General features: G+C 33.1%; 13 protein-coding genes. 8 read left to right on the top strand and 5 right to left on the bottom strand.

Features of this window, described 5'->3' with window-relative positions:
* Positions 1-105 precede the first annotated feature (105 nt).
* The 6 genes from B4A23_RS01090 (at position 106) to B4A23_RS01065 (ending at position 7,394) form a co-directional block, all read left to right on the top strand.
* A complete protein-coding gene (locus tag B4A23_RS01090; RefSeq protein ID WP_038336320.1) occupies positions 106-576 on the top strand; it encodes an Lrp/AsnC family transcriptional regulator in 471 nt (156 codons plus the stop codon).
* Positions 577-609: 33 nt separating this feature from the next.
* Positions 610-1,311, top strand: a complete 702-nt coding sequence (locus B4A23_RS01085; RefSeq protein WP_125350221.1) for an NUDIX hydrolase — start codon at positions 610-612, stop codon at positions 1,309-1,311.
* A gap of 9 nt (positions 1,312-1,320) precedes the next feature.
* Positions 1,321-1,803 (top strand): hypothetical protein, encoded by a 483-nt coding sequence (locus B4A23_RS01080; RefSeq protein WP_219034200.1) that lies wholly within the window; start codon positions 1,321-1,323, stop codon positions 1,801-1,803.
* 207 nt (positions 1,804-2,010) lie between these two features.
* The gene (locus B4A23_RS01075; RefSeq protein ID WP_291115858.1) at positions 2,011-3,426 is read left to right on the top strand and encodes an L-serine ammonia-lyase; all 1,416 of its coding nucleotides are present in this window, start codon (positions 2,011-2,013) and stop codon (positions 3,424-3,426) included.
* Positions 3,427-3,690: 264 nt separating this feature from the next.
* Positions 3,691-5,580, top strand: coding sequence for a DEAD/DEAH box helicase (locus B4A23_RS01070; protein WP_038336326.1), 1,890 nt, complete (start codon positions 3,691-3,693; stop codon positions 5,578-5,580).
* A 116-nt stretch (positions 5,581-5,696) separates the two neighbouring features.
* The gene (locus tag B4A23_RS01065; RefSeq protein WP_291115855.1) at positions 5,697-7,394 is read left to right on the top strand and encodes an AMP-binding protein; all 1,698 of its coding nucleotides are present in this window, start codon (positions 5,697-5,699) and stop codon (positions 7,392-7,394) included.
* A gap of 66 nt (positions 7,395-7,460) precedes the next feature.
* Here B4A23_RS01065 and B4A23_RS01060 read toward each other — a convergent pair whose 3' ends face one another.
* From B4A23_RS01060 to B4A23_RS01050, 3 genes are all read right to left on the bottom strand, one after another.
* The gene (locus tag B4A23_RS01060) at positions 7,461-7,787 is read right to left on the bottom strand and encodes a hypothetical protein (RefSeq protein ID WP_286500806.1); all 327 of its coding nucleotides are present in this window, start codon (positions 7,785-7,787) and stop codon (positions 7,461-7,463) included.
* Positions 7,777-8,127, bottom strand: a complete 351-nt coding sequence (locus B4A23_RS01055; RefSeq protein WP_280045764.1) for a phage holin family protein — start codon at positions 8,125-8,127, stop codon at positions 7,777-7,779. Before B4A23_RS01055 ends, B4A23_RS01060 begins: the two co-directional genes overlap by 11 nt.
* A 63-nt stretch (positions 8,128-8,190) precedes the next feature.
* Positions 8,191-8,550, bottom strand: coding sequence for a YtxH domain-containing protein (locus B4A23_RS01050; protein ID WP_019974497.1), 360 nt, complete (start codon positions 8,548-8,550; stop codon positions 8,191-8,193).
* A 100-nt stretch (positions 8,551-8,650) separates the two neighbouring features.
* Here B4A23_RS01050 and B4A23_RS01045 point away from each other — a divergent pair, with 100 nt between their 5' ends.
* Both B4A23_RS01045 and murB read left to right on the top strand, forming a co-directional pair.
* The gene (locus B4A23_RS01045; RefSeq protein ID WP_280045765.1) at positions 8,651-9,853 is read left to right on the top strand and encodes a pyridoxal phosphate-dependent aminotransferase; all 1,203 of its coding nucleotides are present in this window, start codon (positions 8,651-8,653) and stop codon (positions 9,851-9,853) included.
* 13 nt (positions 9,854-9,866) lie between these two features.
* Entirely contained in the window at positions 9,867-10,886 is a 1,020-nt protein-coding gene (gene murB, locus B4A23_RS01040) for a UDP-N-acetylmuramate dehydrogenase (RefSeq protein WP_291115848.1), read from the top strand.
* Between the two features lie 233 nt (positions 10,887-11,119).
* Here murB and B4A23_RS01035 read toward each other — a convergent pair whose 3' ends face one another.
* Both B4A23_RS01035 and B4A23_RS01030 read right to left on the bottom strand, forming a co-directional pair.
* Positions 11,120-11,914: a cobalamin-binding protein gene (locus tag B4A23_RS01035; protein WP_291115845.1), complete on the bottom strand. Its 795-nt coding sequence runs from the start codon at positions 11,912-11,914 to the stop codon at positions 11,120-11,122.
* Between the two features lie 97 nt (positions 11,915-12,011).
* On the bottom strand, positions 12,012-16,079 hold the full coding sequence (locus tag B4A23_RS01030) for a glycoside hydrolase family 2 TIM barrel-domain containing protein (protein ID WP_291115842.1): 4,068 nt from the start codon (positions 16,077-16,079) through the stop codon (positions 12,012-12,014).
* Between the last annotated feature and the right edge of the window lie 202 nt (positions 16,080-16,281).

The following is a 16,281-nucleotide window of genomic DNA, read 5'->3' as shown; positions in this document are numbered from 1 at the left end:
AAATCATTAAAAAATATTTTGAAGTTTGTTTGTTTTATTTATAATTTTGCTAAAAATTAATTCGATTTTTTATTAAAATAATAATAATAATCAAAAATTAGGAAAATGAATTACATAATTGATGATGTTGATAAGAAAATTTTGATGTATTTGATTGACAATACAAGAATGCCATTTACAGAAATTGCAAAGAAAATGAATGTTTCTGCTGGTACTATTCACGTACGTGTCAAGAAATTAGAGGAGGCTGGAATCATCAAAGGAACTACACTAATTACAGATTATGATAAAATGGGTTATCAGTTTGTTGCGTATGTAGGATTGTTACTTACAAAAACAAACAAAACTCAGAAAGTGATAGATGAATTATATAAAATTCCTAACGTAACAGTGGTTCACGTTGTTTCTGGGAAATATAATATTTTCTGTAAAATTCGTGCAAGAGATACTTCTGATGCGAAAGATGTTATCTACAAAATTGATCAAATTGATGATGTATTGAGAACAGAATCTATGATTTCTTTAGAAGAATCTTTCAACGATAAAAATAGATTGATGCATTCAATTTTTCATTAAAAATAAATTTCAATTTATTAATCATCCCACAAAATGACAGACGAAGAAAAAGAAAAATATTTTCAGGTCGCTCTATGTTCAAGTCTCGTACTTTTCGGGTTTGATGGAGAAGATCTCAAAATATTGGTGTACAAAAAACTAAATGATCCTTTCAAAGGAGCATTGGTTTTGCCAGGAAAATATATTGCGCCAACGGTAAGTAACGATCAAGCAATTCACGAATTGTTGATTGAGAAAATTGCTTACGATGAGCATCAAACATATATTGAACAATTGAAAGCCTTTACAAAAGTTTTTCGTAATCCATTAGGACGAGTTGTAAATGTTGCTTACTATGCTTTGGTTAAATTGACACCTCAAATAGAGGAAAAAGTGAAAACACAAGGTGGAGAATGGTTTCCTTACGATCGCGTTCCGGATTTAGCTTTTGATCACAATGAGATTGTAAAATATGCAAAAGAGCGTGTAAAACGTCGTGTAAAGCGTCGTCCAGTAGGCTTTAACTTACTTGGTGATGAGTTTACAATTGCGCAATTACAAAGTTTGTATGAAAAAGCCTTGAATCGTGAGTTGGATAAACGTAACTTTAGAAAGAAAATCTTTAACTCAAATTTAATTATCGAAACAGGTAATACAACAGATCCTAAACAACATCGTAAAGTATCTAAATTGTATCGTTTTGATGAAGAAAAATACGAAAAATTGAGTTTGAAAGGATATGATTTCTTATTTTAAAATAAAGCTATGACAGATCAAAAAGTAGAACAAAATCAAGAACGTGACGATATTTTTGACACAAAAGTTTTAATGTCGGATAATACCAAAACAAAAGATTTGAAACACGAAGGAAACAAAACATCATTCCTTTTCAAGTCAATGATCTTTATAATGGTTTTCTTGATTTTGAGTATTCTTTATCGTGGTTACCAATTATTGGTGACAAATGATTATTTGTTCCGCCAAATGATGAACGAAGATGCGCCAGAAATGCCAAAATGGTATCCAATTTCGACTCTTGTTTTAGGAGTTATTGCATTGATAGGTATCTTTTTAGTGAAATCTTACAAAAGAATTGGTGTGTATATGGTTGTGACATCATTATTTGTGTCAGCAGCAATGCAGCCCGAATTTATGGCAGATGGGACACTTTTTACCATGTTTACATTGTTTGTGTTTATAGGTTATGGTTTAGCGATTATCTATCCATATTGGCACAAGTTTAAATAAAAACTTAATAAAGTATAGAAAAGAGGTTACAATTAATTGTAACCTCTTTTTTTGATACTGAATTATTTGTGTTAATATCATTCAATATGAATATTTTAAGCATGTTAATTGTTTAAGTTGATAAAAAAACTGCTTAAATAAAGCGAATATGAGAATTTAACGGCTATATTTGTCTTGTGTGGAAAAAATATAAATTAAAAGTACAAAATGGATTGTATTTCAGTATTTGATATGCTCAAAATTGGCGTTGGTCCTTCAAGTTCGCATACTTTAGGTCCTTGGCGCGCAGCAGAAGCTTTTCTGAAAGAATTGGATGCTGCATCTATCTTTAATAAAATTACAAAAGTTCGTGTAGATTTGTATGGCTCTTTATCACTTACGGGTAAAGGACATGCAACTGATTATGCAGTAATGCTAGGGCTAAGCGGTGCTGATCCTGAATATATTCCTGTGGATGATATTTCGAATATTATTAATACGATCAATACGAATAAACAATTAAATTTTGGAAACAAATTTTTAATTGATTTTAATCCCGAAACTGATATCGTTTTCAATCGTGAGTTTTTACCTTTTCACGCTAATGGAATGATGTTTACAGCTTTCTATGAGAACAAAGAATTATCTTCTACGTTTTATTCGATAGGAGGAGGATTTATTACAAAAGAGGATGATAGTGCTACCAATACAGATGTTACTTGTGCTTTTCCATATTTATTTAATACATCAACAGAGTTATTAGAATTTTGTTCGAAAGAAAATAAATCGATTTCTGAAATCATGTTTGAGAATGAAAAAACAATCCGAACAGAAGATGAAATTCACCACGAATTAATGCGTGTTTGGAATACCATGTTAGAGTGTATGTACATTGGTTGTCATACAGAAGGTATTTTACCAGGCGGATTGAACGTGAAACGTCGTGCTTACGATATGCATAAGAATTTGGTTGGAGCAACACCTTATTCTAATCCACAAGAATGGATTGCTTCAATCCGAAAAACCAAAGTATATTTTCGTCAAATCTTGAAATGGGTAAGTTGTTTTGCTCTTGCTGTTAATGAAGTAAATGCTTCGTTAGGTAGAGTTGTAACAGCGCCTACAAACGGAAGTGCAGGAGTTATTCCAGCAGTTTTGATGTATTATTTGGTGATCGAAAATCATAAAGCTGGTCAAAAAGAGATTGAACAATTCTTAACAACAGCAGGAGTTATTGGTTCTATTTTTAAGAAAGGAGCAACTATTTCTGCGGCAATGGGAGGTTGTCAAGCTGAGATCGGTGTATCTTCGGCTATGGCTGCAGCTGCATTATGCGAATTAATGGGAGGAACTCCTGCGCAAGTAACGATGGCTGCCGAAATTGCAATGGAACATCATTTAGGTTTAACGTGTGATCCGATTGGAGGTTTGGTTCAAATTCCTTGTATCGAGCGTAACACAATGGGAGCGATTAAAGCGATTAATGCGGCAGAATTAGCACTGGATACAGATCCATTGACTGCGAAAGTTCCGTTAGATAAAGTTGTGAATACGATGTGGGAAACTGCAAAAGATATGAATAATAAATACAAAGAAACTTCCGAAGGAGGTTTGGCAGTTGCTGTAAATATTGCAGACTGTTAGTAATTTATTCATTATCAATAAAATAATATTATGTGTATTAATTGTAAGGATTATGAATGTGTGTTGTGTATTTCAAAAATAATCCTTACATTTGCACAGCCTTTTAGAGTTAAGGTACGGATGTTAAAGAATATTCATTTAGGGATTTTTTAGGCTGCTCAGCCATTTAATTTTATTCTTTCATATCTGTTGGTTAAATAATTTAAAATAAAACCGGTGATATGGAATATAAATGAATTTCATTATCTCGGTATCGTATCTAACATGATTACATTCAAAGAATTAGGACTTCAAGAAGAAATCCTAACTGCAATTGAGAAAATGGGCTTCGTTAACCCATCTCCAATTCAAGAAAAAGCTATTCCTCAAATCCTTTCATCAGATCAAGATGTTATTGCATTGGCGCAAACAGGTACAGGAAAAACTGCAGCATTCGGGCTTCCGGTTTTAAATCAATTAGACAGCAATTCAAAATCAGTACAAGCAATTATTTTGTGTCCTACTCGTGAATTATGTTTACAAATTGCAAAAGAATTAGAATCTTTTTCTGCAGATATGCGTGGAGTACGTGTACAGGCAGTTTACGGTGGTGCTGACATCGTTAAACAAATTAGAGGATTAAAAGATAATCCACAAATCGTTGTAGGAACACCAGGTCGTACAATGGACTTAATCAAACGTGGCGCATTAAAAATTAATGACATCACTTGGACAGTTTTAGATGAGGCAGATGAGATGTTGAACATGGGATTCCGTGACGAAATCGATTCTATCTTAGAAACAACTCCAGAAGAAAAACAAACTTTATTATTCTCAGCTACAATGCCTTCAGAGGTTCGTCGCATCGCTTCAGAATATATGCACAATCCAGTTGAGATTGCTGTAAGTAAAGTAAATACTGCATCAAAAAATATCGAGCACCACGTTTATTTAGTACGTTCTTCTGATCGTTACTTAGCTTTAAAACGTTTGGCCGATTATTACCCAAATATTTATGGTATCGTTTTCTGTAGAACTCGTCGCGAAGCGAAAGATGTAGCAGATAAATTGATGCAAGATGGTTACAATGCAGACGCATTACACGGAGATTTATCACAATCACAACGTGATCACGTGATGGAGAAATTCCGTAACCAAAACATTCAAATCCTTGTTGCAACAGACGTTGCTGCTCGTGGTATCGACGTAAATGAATTGACTCATGTAATCAACTTCAATTTACCAGATGATCCAGAAGTTTATGTACACCGTTCAGGACGTACAGGACGTGCAGGTAACAAAGGAATTTCTATCATTATTTCAGGAGGTCGTGAAGCGCGTAAAATTAGAGATTTAGAAAAATTAATTGCTTCTAAAATCGAGCCTAAAAACGTACCAACTGGGGCAGAAATCTGTGAAAAACGTTTAATTTCTTTAATCGATAAAATCGAAAACATCGAGGTTGATGAAGAATTAATCGAGCCTTACATGGAAACTGTAAACGAAAAATTGGCAAACTTAGATCGTGACGATTTATTAAAACGTTTCATGACAGTTGAGTTCAATTCTTTCTTAGAATATTACAAAAACACGAAAGATATTTCTTCTGAAGGAGATCGTGGTGATAGAGGAGATCGTTCTTCTAACCGTCGTGGAGGTCGTGATTTCTCTCGTTTCTTTATCAATATTGGTCAAAAACACAACTTACGTGTTCCAAACTTAATTGGTTTAATCAACGAGCAAACTCGTAACCGTAACATCGAAATAGGAAAAATTGAAATTTTACGTAATTTCTCTTTCTTCGAAGTTGATACACAATTCGAATCATTAGTGTTAGAATCTTTCAAAGATGCACAACGTGATGGAGTAGATTTAGATGTTCAAATCTCTAAACCAGAACCAAGACGTGGTGATGGTGAGCGTCGTGGAGGAGATCGTCGTCGTAATGACAGAGGAGGAGATTCTCGTGGACGTGGTTTCAATAGTCGTCGTGATAATGACCGCGAAAGAAGTGGAGGTTATCGTGGTGGAGATCGTGATCGCGGAGGAGACAGAGGTGGATTCCGTGGAGGAGATCGTGACCGTGATTCAAGAGATTCAAGAGGTGGAGATCGTGGTGGTTACCGCGGTGGAGATCGTAACAGAACAGGAAATTCAAGAAGAGGTAGAGATTAATATATTCTCAACAAATAATAACAAAAAGGATGATTTTATTAAATCATCCTTTTTTTATTCATAAAACTTCTGTTTGAATAAATAATTTTTCTATATTTATTCAAAACCACAAATAAATGACAGTACAAGAATTGTTTAACTCTATTCGATTATCCATCGAAGAAGAGAATTATGCGCAATTAAAAGAAATTAAAATTTTTAAGCCAGAAAAATTCAATTGGGTAAATGATATTTTCGAACCATATAATGTTGCTCAATTAGGAACTCAAAAAGGTTTAATTTGGAAGTATAATGAACAACGAGAAGATTATACTTTTCAGGATTTAGCAGATAAATACAATCAATTCTTAAACTATTTAAGAAACAAAGGAATTGTACAAGGAGACAAAATGTTTTCTCAAGTTCCATTATTACCGATTACTTGGATTGGTTATTTGGCTTCTATCAAAGGTGGATTAATTATTATTCCAGCCGCAACAACCTTAGAAGCAAGAGATTTAACATTTAGATTCGAGTCTTCTTTTCCAGAAGTTGCTTTAGCAGATCAAGCAAATGCATCGAAAATAGATGAAGCAGAAGCAAAGTTAGATAAAAAGATTAAGGTAAAATTAATTACAGAAGGCGAGAGAGAAGGTTGGACAAATATCAATGAGTTATGGAAAGAATCTACACAAGCTGAGGCTGCAGATACAAAACCTGACGATGATTTATTCTACTTTTTTACATCGGGAACGACAGGAATGCCGAAAGTAGTTGTGCATACGCATTACACTTATCCGCTTGGAGGTTTTACGACTTCTTCTTGGGTAGGAATAAAAAAAGGCGATTTGCATTACAATATTTCTCAACCAGGTTGGGCGAAATTCTTTTGGAGTAGTTTCTTTGCTCCGTGGAATATGGGTGCGACAATTTTGGGTTATCATGCAGATAAATTTGTTCCGAAAGAACAATTACAAACTATTCAAGATTTGGGTGTAACAACCTTTTGCGCGCCGCCAACAGCTTTGCGTGTATTGATTTTAGAAGATTTGAAAAGTTATGATTTCAAACTTCGTCAATGTGTTGCAGCTGGTGAACCTCTTAATCCCGAAATTATTGATGTCTGGAAAGAAGGTACAGGAATTACGATTCGTGATGGTTACGGACAATCAGAGTCTACTGCCATGATAGTGAATTTGCCAAATGAGAAGATTAAATACGGATCGATGGGTAAACCTGCATTTTTGTATGATATTGTGATTGCAGATGATGATGGAAATATTGTGCAAGATTGCGAAGAAGGAAATATTTGTGTTGTGCATAATGAAGAAACCATCAATGGAATTTTCAAAACTTATTTGATTCAGAAAGATAAAATGATGAAAGTTTTCAAACATGGATTATATTATACTGGAGACAAAGCTTATAAGGACGAAGACGGCTATGTTTGGTTTGTTGGGCGTGATGATGACGTGATAAAAGCGTCTGATTTCCGTGTAGGACCATTCGAGGTAGAAAGTGCTTTGTTGGAGCATGATGCAATTATGGAAGCTGCTGTTGTGGCAAGTCCGCACGATTTACGCAGTAATGCCGTAAAAGCTTTTGTTATTTTAGCGCCTGGACATGATGCGTCGGAAGAATTAGCAAAAGATATTTTTAGATATACAGAAGAGCATTTAGCACGTTATAAAATTCCGCGTATTGTGCAGTTTGTAGAGAGTTTACCAAAAACAATTTCAGGAAAAATACGTCGAGTGGAATTGAGAAACCAAGAAGCTGTAGATAAAAAGAACAAAACGATTATACCAAACGAATATTTTCACGAAAAATATTAGTCGAGCTTAAAATTAACACACAAAAAAACCACTTCGTTTGAAGTGGTTTTTTAATATCAAATAATTTTATAATTTTTCTTCTATATATTCCTGAATTTTACTCGTAATAATTGGAACCGCTATCATAATCAATCCAGAAATTACAATTTTTGTGACTCCCTTCATCGGATATTTTTTTGAAGCTTTATCTCCAGCCCAATTTAATGCGCTTTCAACTTTAGAAGAAGTGAAACTTGTATCAGATTTTAAATTTGTTACAAGATTAACTGCTTTGTTTACAAATGAATTTTCGTGCTTATTTTCAGCAACTTTCATTTGTAATTTTAATTTACGTTTTGCCATTCGCAAATCGTCTAAATTTTTTATCGCAGACATTTGTTCTTTATTCTTCATCGTCGTCTTCGTCGTCATCGTGGTTAGACATGGCTTCCATAGCATTTTCTACGGCAATATTTGTCAAGAAAAGTTTTAATTTCTTTCTAAATAAAATAGAAAGAACCATCATCAAGAAATAAATTCCAGTTACAGCAAGAAAACCTAATCCTGTATCATTAAAATAACCTCCTAAAATAAATCCTAATGCTAAACTTCCTAATAATAATAGAAATAATGAAAATACGGCAATAATTAATACATAAATTCCACTCGCTAACATATTACTCAGTGAATCTACAAGATCGTATTTAGCTAAGGTTATTCTATTATTAATATAAACTTTTAGTTCATTAAACATAAAAATGATTTATTTCAGACAAAGTTAATTATAAATTTTAAGGAATATTGTGTTTTGAAGAAATTAAACTCCTACGTTTTCTTGAAATTCGTCTTTTAAATCTTCTTTAGTTTGGTTTGCTTTAGATTTTAAATCTTTTCCAGCTTCTTTTGCTTTTGCTACAAATTCATCTTTTTGTTCAGCTAATTTAGCTTTAACTTCTTCTAATTTAGCTTCTAATTCTTTTTTAGTTTTTTTTGCTTTATCAGAAAAATCGTTCGCATATTTATCTAACTCTTTTTTGTATTTGTCAGCTTCTTTTTTTAATTTTTTACGCGTGTCTTTTCCTGATTCTGGTGCATATAATAAACCTACTACTGCTCCGATTGCTGTTCCGATTGCTAAACCTGCCAATAATTTAGTTGCATTATTTAATTTACTCATAATAAAGTTTTTTTTGAGATTAAACGTTTTTTATATTTACACTTTAAAATTACAAAAACAATACCAAAGAATTCAAATCAAATTTAAAAAATTACAATAAATGTTAATATTATCTGAAAAATCCCAAAATATGCCAGCTTCTCCAATTAGAAAGTTGGTACCTTACGCAGATGCAGCGAAAAAAAGAGGAACTAAAGTATATCATTTAAATATTGGTCAACCAGATATTGAGTCGCCAAAAGCTGTTTTAGAAGGATTGAAAAATTTTCCTTCAAACATTATTTCTTATACGCACTCAGAAGGTACGTTGGAATATCGTCAAGCTTTGGCAGATTATTTTACAAATCGTGGAATTGAATTAACGCCAGAAAATTTTATTGCAACATTAGGAGGTTCGGAAGCTTTATTATTTATTTTCGGAATTATTGCAAATCCAGGTGATGAAATTATTATTCCAGAACCTTTTTATGCAAATTATAACGGATTTACATGTGAAAATGATGTAAATATTGTTCCTGTTCCATCTACAATCGAAAATAATTTTGCTTTACCATCTGTTGAGGAGTTTGCGAAAAAAATTACAGATAAAACACGTGCAATTTTAATTTGTAATCCTGGAAATCCAACTGGATATGTATATTCGAAAGAAGAATTAAATCAATTGAAAGAATTAGTTCTTAAACATGATATTTATTTAATTGCGGATGAAGTTTATGCAGAATATTTATATACAGAAGAAGAATTTACATCTGTTTTAAGTTTCCCAGAACTGAAAGATAATGCAATTGTAATTGATTCAGAATCGAAACGTTTTTCTTTATGTGGAGCACGTTCTGGAGCTTTGATTACACGTAACGAGAAATTCTTAAAAGCTGCAATGTTATATGCACAAGCGCGTTTAAGTCCTGTTGAGATTTCTCAATACATTGCAACTTTAGCCCACAGAAATGTTGGAACTTATTTCGAAGATTGTCGTACAGAATATTTAAAACGTCGCAATACATTAGTTGCAGGTTTACAGCAAATTCCGGGAGTGGTTTGCCCAAATCCAAAAGGAGCTTTCTATTGTATGATTCAATTACCAGTTGATAGCGCAGAGAAATTTGCAATTTGGTTATTAGAATCTTTCTCGTCAAATGGAGAAACAGTAATGTTGGCGCCAGGAGCAGGATTTTATTCAACTCCAAATTCAGGAATTCAAGAAGTTCGTTTGGCTTATGTTCTGAAAGAAGAAGATTTGGTTCGTTCTGTTGAAATCTTGAAAGAAGCTTTAGAACAATATCCAGGAACAATTAGATCATAAGAAAAATAAGAAGATGGAAATCATCGAAAATTATTCATTAAAATTATATAACACATTTGGAATAGAAGCAAAAGCAAAATATTTTGCTGATGTTGCGACTATTCAAGATTTGCGAAAAGTGTTGGTCTTTCGTCGTCAAAAAGATTTACCGATTTTATTTATTGGTGGAGGAAGTAATATGCTTTTTGTAGATGATTTTCCAGGAATTGTGTTAAAATTGAATTTGAAAGGAATCGAAATTATCAATGAAGATGATGATTTTGTGTACGTAAAAGCGCAAGGAAGCGAGAATTGGCACAATTTTGTTGAATGGACGTTGCAAAATGATTTTGGAGGATTAGAAAATCTTTCGTTGATTCCTGGAAATGTTGGTACGGCGCCGATGCAAAATATTGGTGCGTATGGCGTAGAGGTCAAAGATTATATCGAAGAAGTTCAAACATTAGTTTTGGAAACGGGTGATGAACGTACTTTTACAAATGAAGAATGTCATTTTGGTTACCGCGAATCTGTTTTCAAAAATGAATTGAGAGGACAATATGTTTTGGTAGCGGTTACATTTAAGTTGACGAAGAAGAATCACAAACTTCATGTGGAATATGGCGCAATAAAATCTGAATTGGAAAAGGAACAAATTTTTGATCCAACGATTCAAGAAATTAGTGCAGCTGTAATCAAAATTCGTCAAAGTAAATTACCAGATCCTTCGCAGATAGGAAATTCAGGAAGTTTCTTTAAAAATCCTGTAATTTCGAATGAAGAATTTGCTGAAATAGAAAAACTTCACCCAGAAATTTCTCATTACAAAACTGATTCTGGTATTAAATTAGCCGCAGGTTGGTTGATAGAACACGCAGGTTGGAAAGGAAAACGTTTTGGTGATGCGGGAGTTCATGATAAACAAGCTTTGGTTTTGGTGAATTATGGCAATGCAACTGGACGTGAAATATATGATTTATCTGAGCGAATTATAGAAGATGTGAAAGCTAAATATAGCGTAACATTGGTTCGAGAAGTCAATATTATACAATAAATTAAATCCCGCTGAAAGCGGGATTTTTTTATTTTAAAAACGAACATTTCTTTTCATTTTTTTAGCGAAAAAAACGAAACAAAAAACGCTTTGCTGTAAATCTATTTGACTAAAAATGTTTTCATTCCACTAAAGAATTTAAAAACCCTACGGGCTAAATTCTTTTACGTTTCATTCATCCATTTTCTTAACGTCATAGATTTAAGGCATTTTTTCTACTTAAAACTTATTACTTAAAACGTATAACTTTTTATAATCTCCACAATTTTATCCAAACCATCTGTTAAGGCAGCAGGACCAGGTTGTAAAATCAATTCAGATTTTATTTCGTGTAACTGATTTTGTTGAACAGCTTTTACATTTTCAAAACCGATTCGTTGTTTTACTTTTTCGGGTTTAAACATTTTACCACACCAAGAACCGATAATAATCTCAGGATTTCGTTCAATTACTTGTTCGTCTAACAAAATTCTATCTTTTGCCAAAGCTTTATTTTTGAGTTCTGGAAAAGCTAATTTTCCACCAGCAATTTCTATCAAATCATTTACCCAAGCACTTCCCGAAATAATTGGTTCGTCCCATTCTTCAAAAAAAACAGTTGGATGATAGGGAAGGAGAGCAGCTTGTTGTTTAACTTCTTCAAGTTTCTTTTCGTAAGATTCGACTAATTTTAATCCTTTTTCTTGGCAACCAATCAATGACGTAAATTGCAAAATCATATTTAAAATTTCGTCAACTGTTCGGTGATTAAAAATAAAAACATTAATTCCTCTTCTGATTAATTCTGCAGCAATTTCAGCTTGTAAATCCGAATATCCTACAACCAAATCTGGCTTCAAATTGATAATATCTTCAAATTTTGCATCTAAAAAAGTCGAAACTTTAGGTTTTTCTTTTCGTGCTTGTGGCGGACGATACGTAAAACCACTAATTCCTACTAAACGATGTTGTTCGTTAATGTTATACAGAATTTCAGTTCCTTCTTCGGTTAAGCAAACAATGCGTTGAGGATATCGATTTGATGACATTTTGGTCTGATATTAATTTGATGTGAGGTATAAAAATAAGAAATTCATACCATTTGCATGATACGAATTCCTTTTGAAAATACTATGAGTAAAAATGTTAGTTAACTAAAACTCCAAATTCTGATCCAGCAGCGTAATCTTGTCCATTTTGAGAACTTAAAGCGGTGAAACGGATATATCTTCCGCGAATTGGTTTGTCGAACAAAATTGTTTGTAGTTTAGTGTTTTTCTCGAAAGAACCTTCTTTGATAGGGTTACTCCAACTTTTACCATCTAAACTAATCTGAATTCTATAATCTTTTATATTTCCATTTGCTCCATCTTGACGAGGCAAATATGTAAATCCTTTAATCATCTTGAATTCTCCTGCATCAAAATCAACCCAATGAGGATATTGAGCAACAGTTACAGAATACATCGTATGCCAAATAGAGCTTGGATTACCATCTACAAGATTTGCAGCATCTCCTTCTCCAGTTTCTTGACTTGATGCAAAAACAACTTGCAACGGAATTGTTTCTATTTTAGTAAATTTCGAAGAAACTTTAATGTTCGGATTATTTTTATCCCATGTCAAAATTGTATTCGCATCTCTCAATTTGAAAGGTTCTGTATACTTCGTTTCTTTTCCATTTCCGATTTTGTAATACAAATCTGCATTTTGATTTTGGCTCAAAATTGTAACTTCTCCAATTTTGTTTCGTGTAATTAGAAGTGGCGAATCTCCAGCTCCTTTTACTTTTGTTTGCGTTGTATAATTGTTATTTTGAATAGGACGAATAATAAACCCGAAAGTCGTTGCATTTGGTTTTACACGATCTTGCTCCAATGGTGGTCCTTGTCCACAACTATTTCCTCCAAGTCCCGTAACACCAGCATCTAAATGCATATGAGTTCCATTACTTTTTGGCAATTTGTGCGGATGCGAAGCTAAGGTCAATTCTAATTCGCTCCAAGGCAAAACAGAAGTCGACATTACATCTTTGCTAACAAAAACAACTCCATTTCCTGAAGCGTCTGTCAAAGAACTCCATCTTACTTCTTCGTTATTACTCATACTTTGCGGATTTGGCCAATTTACATATTGGTCTTTCACCGTACTTTTATGTAATTCGATGTTTTGAGCAGTTTTACGATCCGCATAATTATTAATTGGACCACGACCATAATAATTGTAATTACTTAAATTTTCTGGTAATTTCAATTCATAACCCAAACGCGCTAAAGCAAGCGATTCGTCATTTGAAGTGATGCTTGAAGATAATTCGATTGAACCGTCAGAATAAATCGTCCAAACTTGATTTGAAGTAAATTTGAAATCATTTTCTCCAAATACTTGGTCTTTGTGCTCTTCTATTTTAAATGTTCCGGAAGTTCCTCCTAAAAGCGATGCGCTGTTTGGTGCTTGTGATTCTACAACATACGATAATACAATTGCGCCATCTTTTCTTGTGTAAGAAGTTGACGATAAAACTTTGTGTTTTAAATTATGTAAACCTTTTTGAAACCATTGCTGATACGCCCAGTTGTCATTGTCAGTTGGAGCACGGTAAGCGTCTAATTTTGGACCTTCTCCATCTTTAATAATCGTTTGATTATTGTAATTTAAACCATAAATTGTTCCCGTTTGATTATCAAATTTTACATTGAAACCATTTCCACTAATCGTTTTAATTTTTTCTGTATCTGTTACGGTAACTTGATTTGATTTTTGAACTTCTTCGATTGATGGAATTTGTTCTGCAGCTTTTACAAAAATTTGTTCTTCCATCTGAACATAATCTTTCTTCGCCCACAATTGATCTTTATTTAGCTTGAATTGAATCTTCACAAAATACTCTGATGTAGGTTTTAATTTCGCTTGATTAATTGGTAAACGAACGATTTGTTTTTCGCGTGGACCAATTACTTTTTTCGGTCCAATAAACGCTGTGCTTCTTTCAATTTCGATTCCATCTTCGTACAAAGCCCATTCTGGTGCGTAATCTTCTAACGAAATAAAATAATTTTTATTAAAAATCTCGATTTCACCATTTAAGATATTAGCAGGTTTTACACCAACATTTTGATAGACTTTTTTAACTTCCCAATACGAAGGTTTTTCTTTTAAATCAGCGAAAACTAATCCATTGTTTACAAACGTTCCGTCATTTGGTTTGTCACCAAAATCACCTCCGTAAGCGAAGAATTTTTCGCCTGTTTTTTTGTCATAATAATACATCGCTTGGTCAACCCAATCCCAAATCGCACCTCCCATAAAGAAGTTTGTAGATTCCATTGCTTCCCAATAATCAATTAGATTTCCAGCTGCATTTCCCATTCCATGCGCATATTCTGAGATATGGAAAGGATATTTTAACTTATAATTTCCTTGTACCGCTCCACGAACCCAATTAATAGACGGATATTGATTAGATCCCATATCCACAATCGCATTATTTCGTTCATATTGCACAGGACGAGAAGTATCTATTTTCTTGATTGCATTATACGCTTCAACGAAATTATTTCCTGGTCCAGCTTCGTTTCCTAAAGACCAAATTACGATAGAAGGATGATTGATGGTTGCATGAACCATTTCTACATTACGCGCTACGTGCGCATCTTTCCATTCTTTTGGATGAGATAAAGAAGCTTCTCCATAATAATATTGATGACTTTCTACATTTGCTTCATCCTCCAAATAAATTCCGTATTTGTCGCACAAATAGTACCAATACGGATCGTCTGGATAATGCGAATTACGAACATGATTAATATTCGCGCGTTTCATCATCTTGATTTCTTCTTCCATTTGCTGACGCGAAATAACTTTTCCTTTTTCAGGATTTGTTTCGTGTCGGTTAACACCTTTTAGTTTTACTGTTTTTCCATTCACATAAAAATAACGTCCAGCTAAACCAAATTCATCATCTTCGGCTTTAGTATCTTTAATTTCAACTTTTCGAAATCCAACATTTGTCGAAATAGTTTCGATTGTTTTGTTCTTCGCATCTTTTAATTCTCCAACCAACGTATAACGATAAGGACGCTCTGCTGACCAAAGATTTGCATTTTTAAGTTTTAGCGTTTGCTTATAAATTGATGAAGAATTTGGATTAATTGTAACTGCATCAGAATTGATAACATATTCAGTCGTTGCAACTTTTTCAGTTTCGTCGCTGTACAATTTATTTTGATAAAGTGTGTAAGCGATTTTATATCCTTTTGCAGCTTTATTTGATAAATTTCGGATATCAGCCGAAATATTTAGTTCTCCATCTTTGTAATTGTTCGTTACATCAGGAATCACAACCAAATCTCTAATCTGAACTTTTGGTTTTGAAGTCAATGAAACCGTACGGAAAATTCCTGGTAATCGAAACATATCTTGCGTTTCTAAGAACGAAGCGTCAGAATTTCTATAGACCTCAACGGCAACAGAATTTTCTCCTTTTTTGTTAAGATAAGGTGTGATATTAAACGATGCTAAATTGCGTGAATTCTTAGAAAAACCTACATATTTACCATTAATCCATAAAAAAAAGAACGAATCTACACCATCAAAATTGATGTAAATATCTCGTCCGTCCCAATTTTTCGGAACATCAAAAGAACGTTTGTACGAACCAACTTCGTTTCTATAAATATATGTTGTCCAATCTTTATTTGGTTCGCGCATTACACCGCCTTTCCAATCGTCTACTTTTACAGAATGATGAAAAATCGCTTTTTGATTCACATAAATAGGAACACCATATTTTAAATCTCCATTTTTCTGAATTCCAAAAATATTCCAACTCATCGGAACAGGAACATCAGCCCAAGAAGATGTGTCAAAATTGTTTTCGTAAAAATTTTTCGGTCTTTCGTTTGGAGTTTTTACCCAATTAAATTTCCAAGTCCCATTCAAATTCATCCAATATGGACTATTTTCTGGTAAAAGTTTTACAGCTTGATTTTGATTCTCAAAAGAGAAAAAATAGCTTTTAGGTAATTCTTTATTAAAGGATAAATTCATTGGCGATTCCCATTCGTTTCCGTCTGGAGCATCTTTCGTTCCGTAATTGAAACCTCCTAAATTATGTGTAAAAGGATTTTCAATTGGTGGATTTGTTTGCGCAAAAGTTGCCTGAACAACAAGGGCAGAAACAATAACTTTACTGTACTTTGTTATAAGATTCATTTTTCAATAAGCATTTTTTAATCACGTGTTTAACAAATATAGTCTAGATTATTAAATGATTATGCTTATTTGAAGAAGTAAAAACAAGGCGATGAAATTGTAAATAATTGTTTTTTAATCTTATGGTTGATTTATGAAATTTTTTCTAAAAAAGATAGAATAAAAGAAAATTTTTAATTTGATTAAAAGAATTGTTTAAAAA

The sequence above is a fragment of the Empedobacter sp. UBA7248 genome (assembly GCF_002472945.1).
Classification (GTDB): domain Bacteria; phylum Bacteroidota; class Bacteroidia; order Flavobacteriales; family Weeksellaceae; genus Empedobacter; species Empedobacter falsenii_C.
Note: the sequence above shows the minus strand (reverse complement) of the source record. Positions and strands in the feature narration are given on the sequence as shown.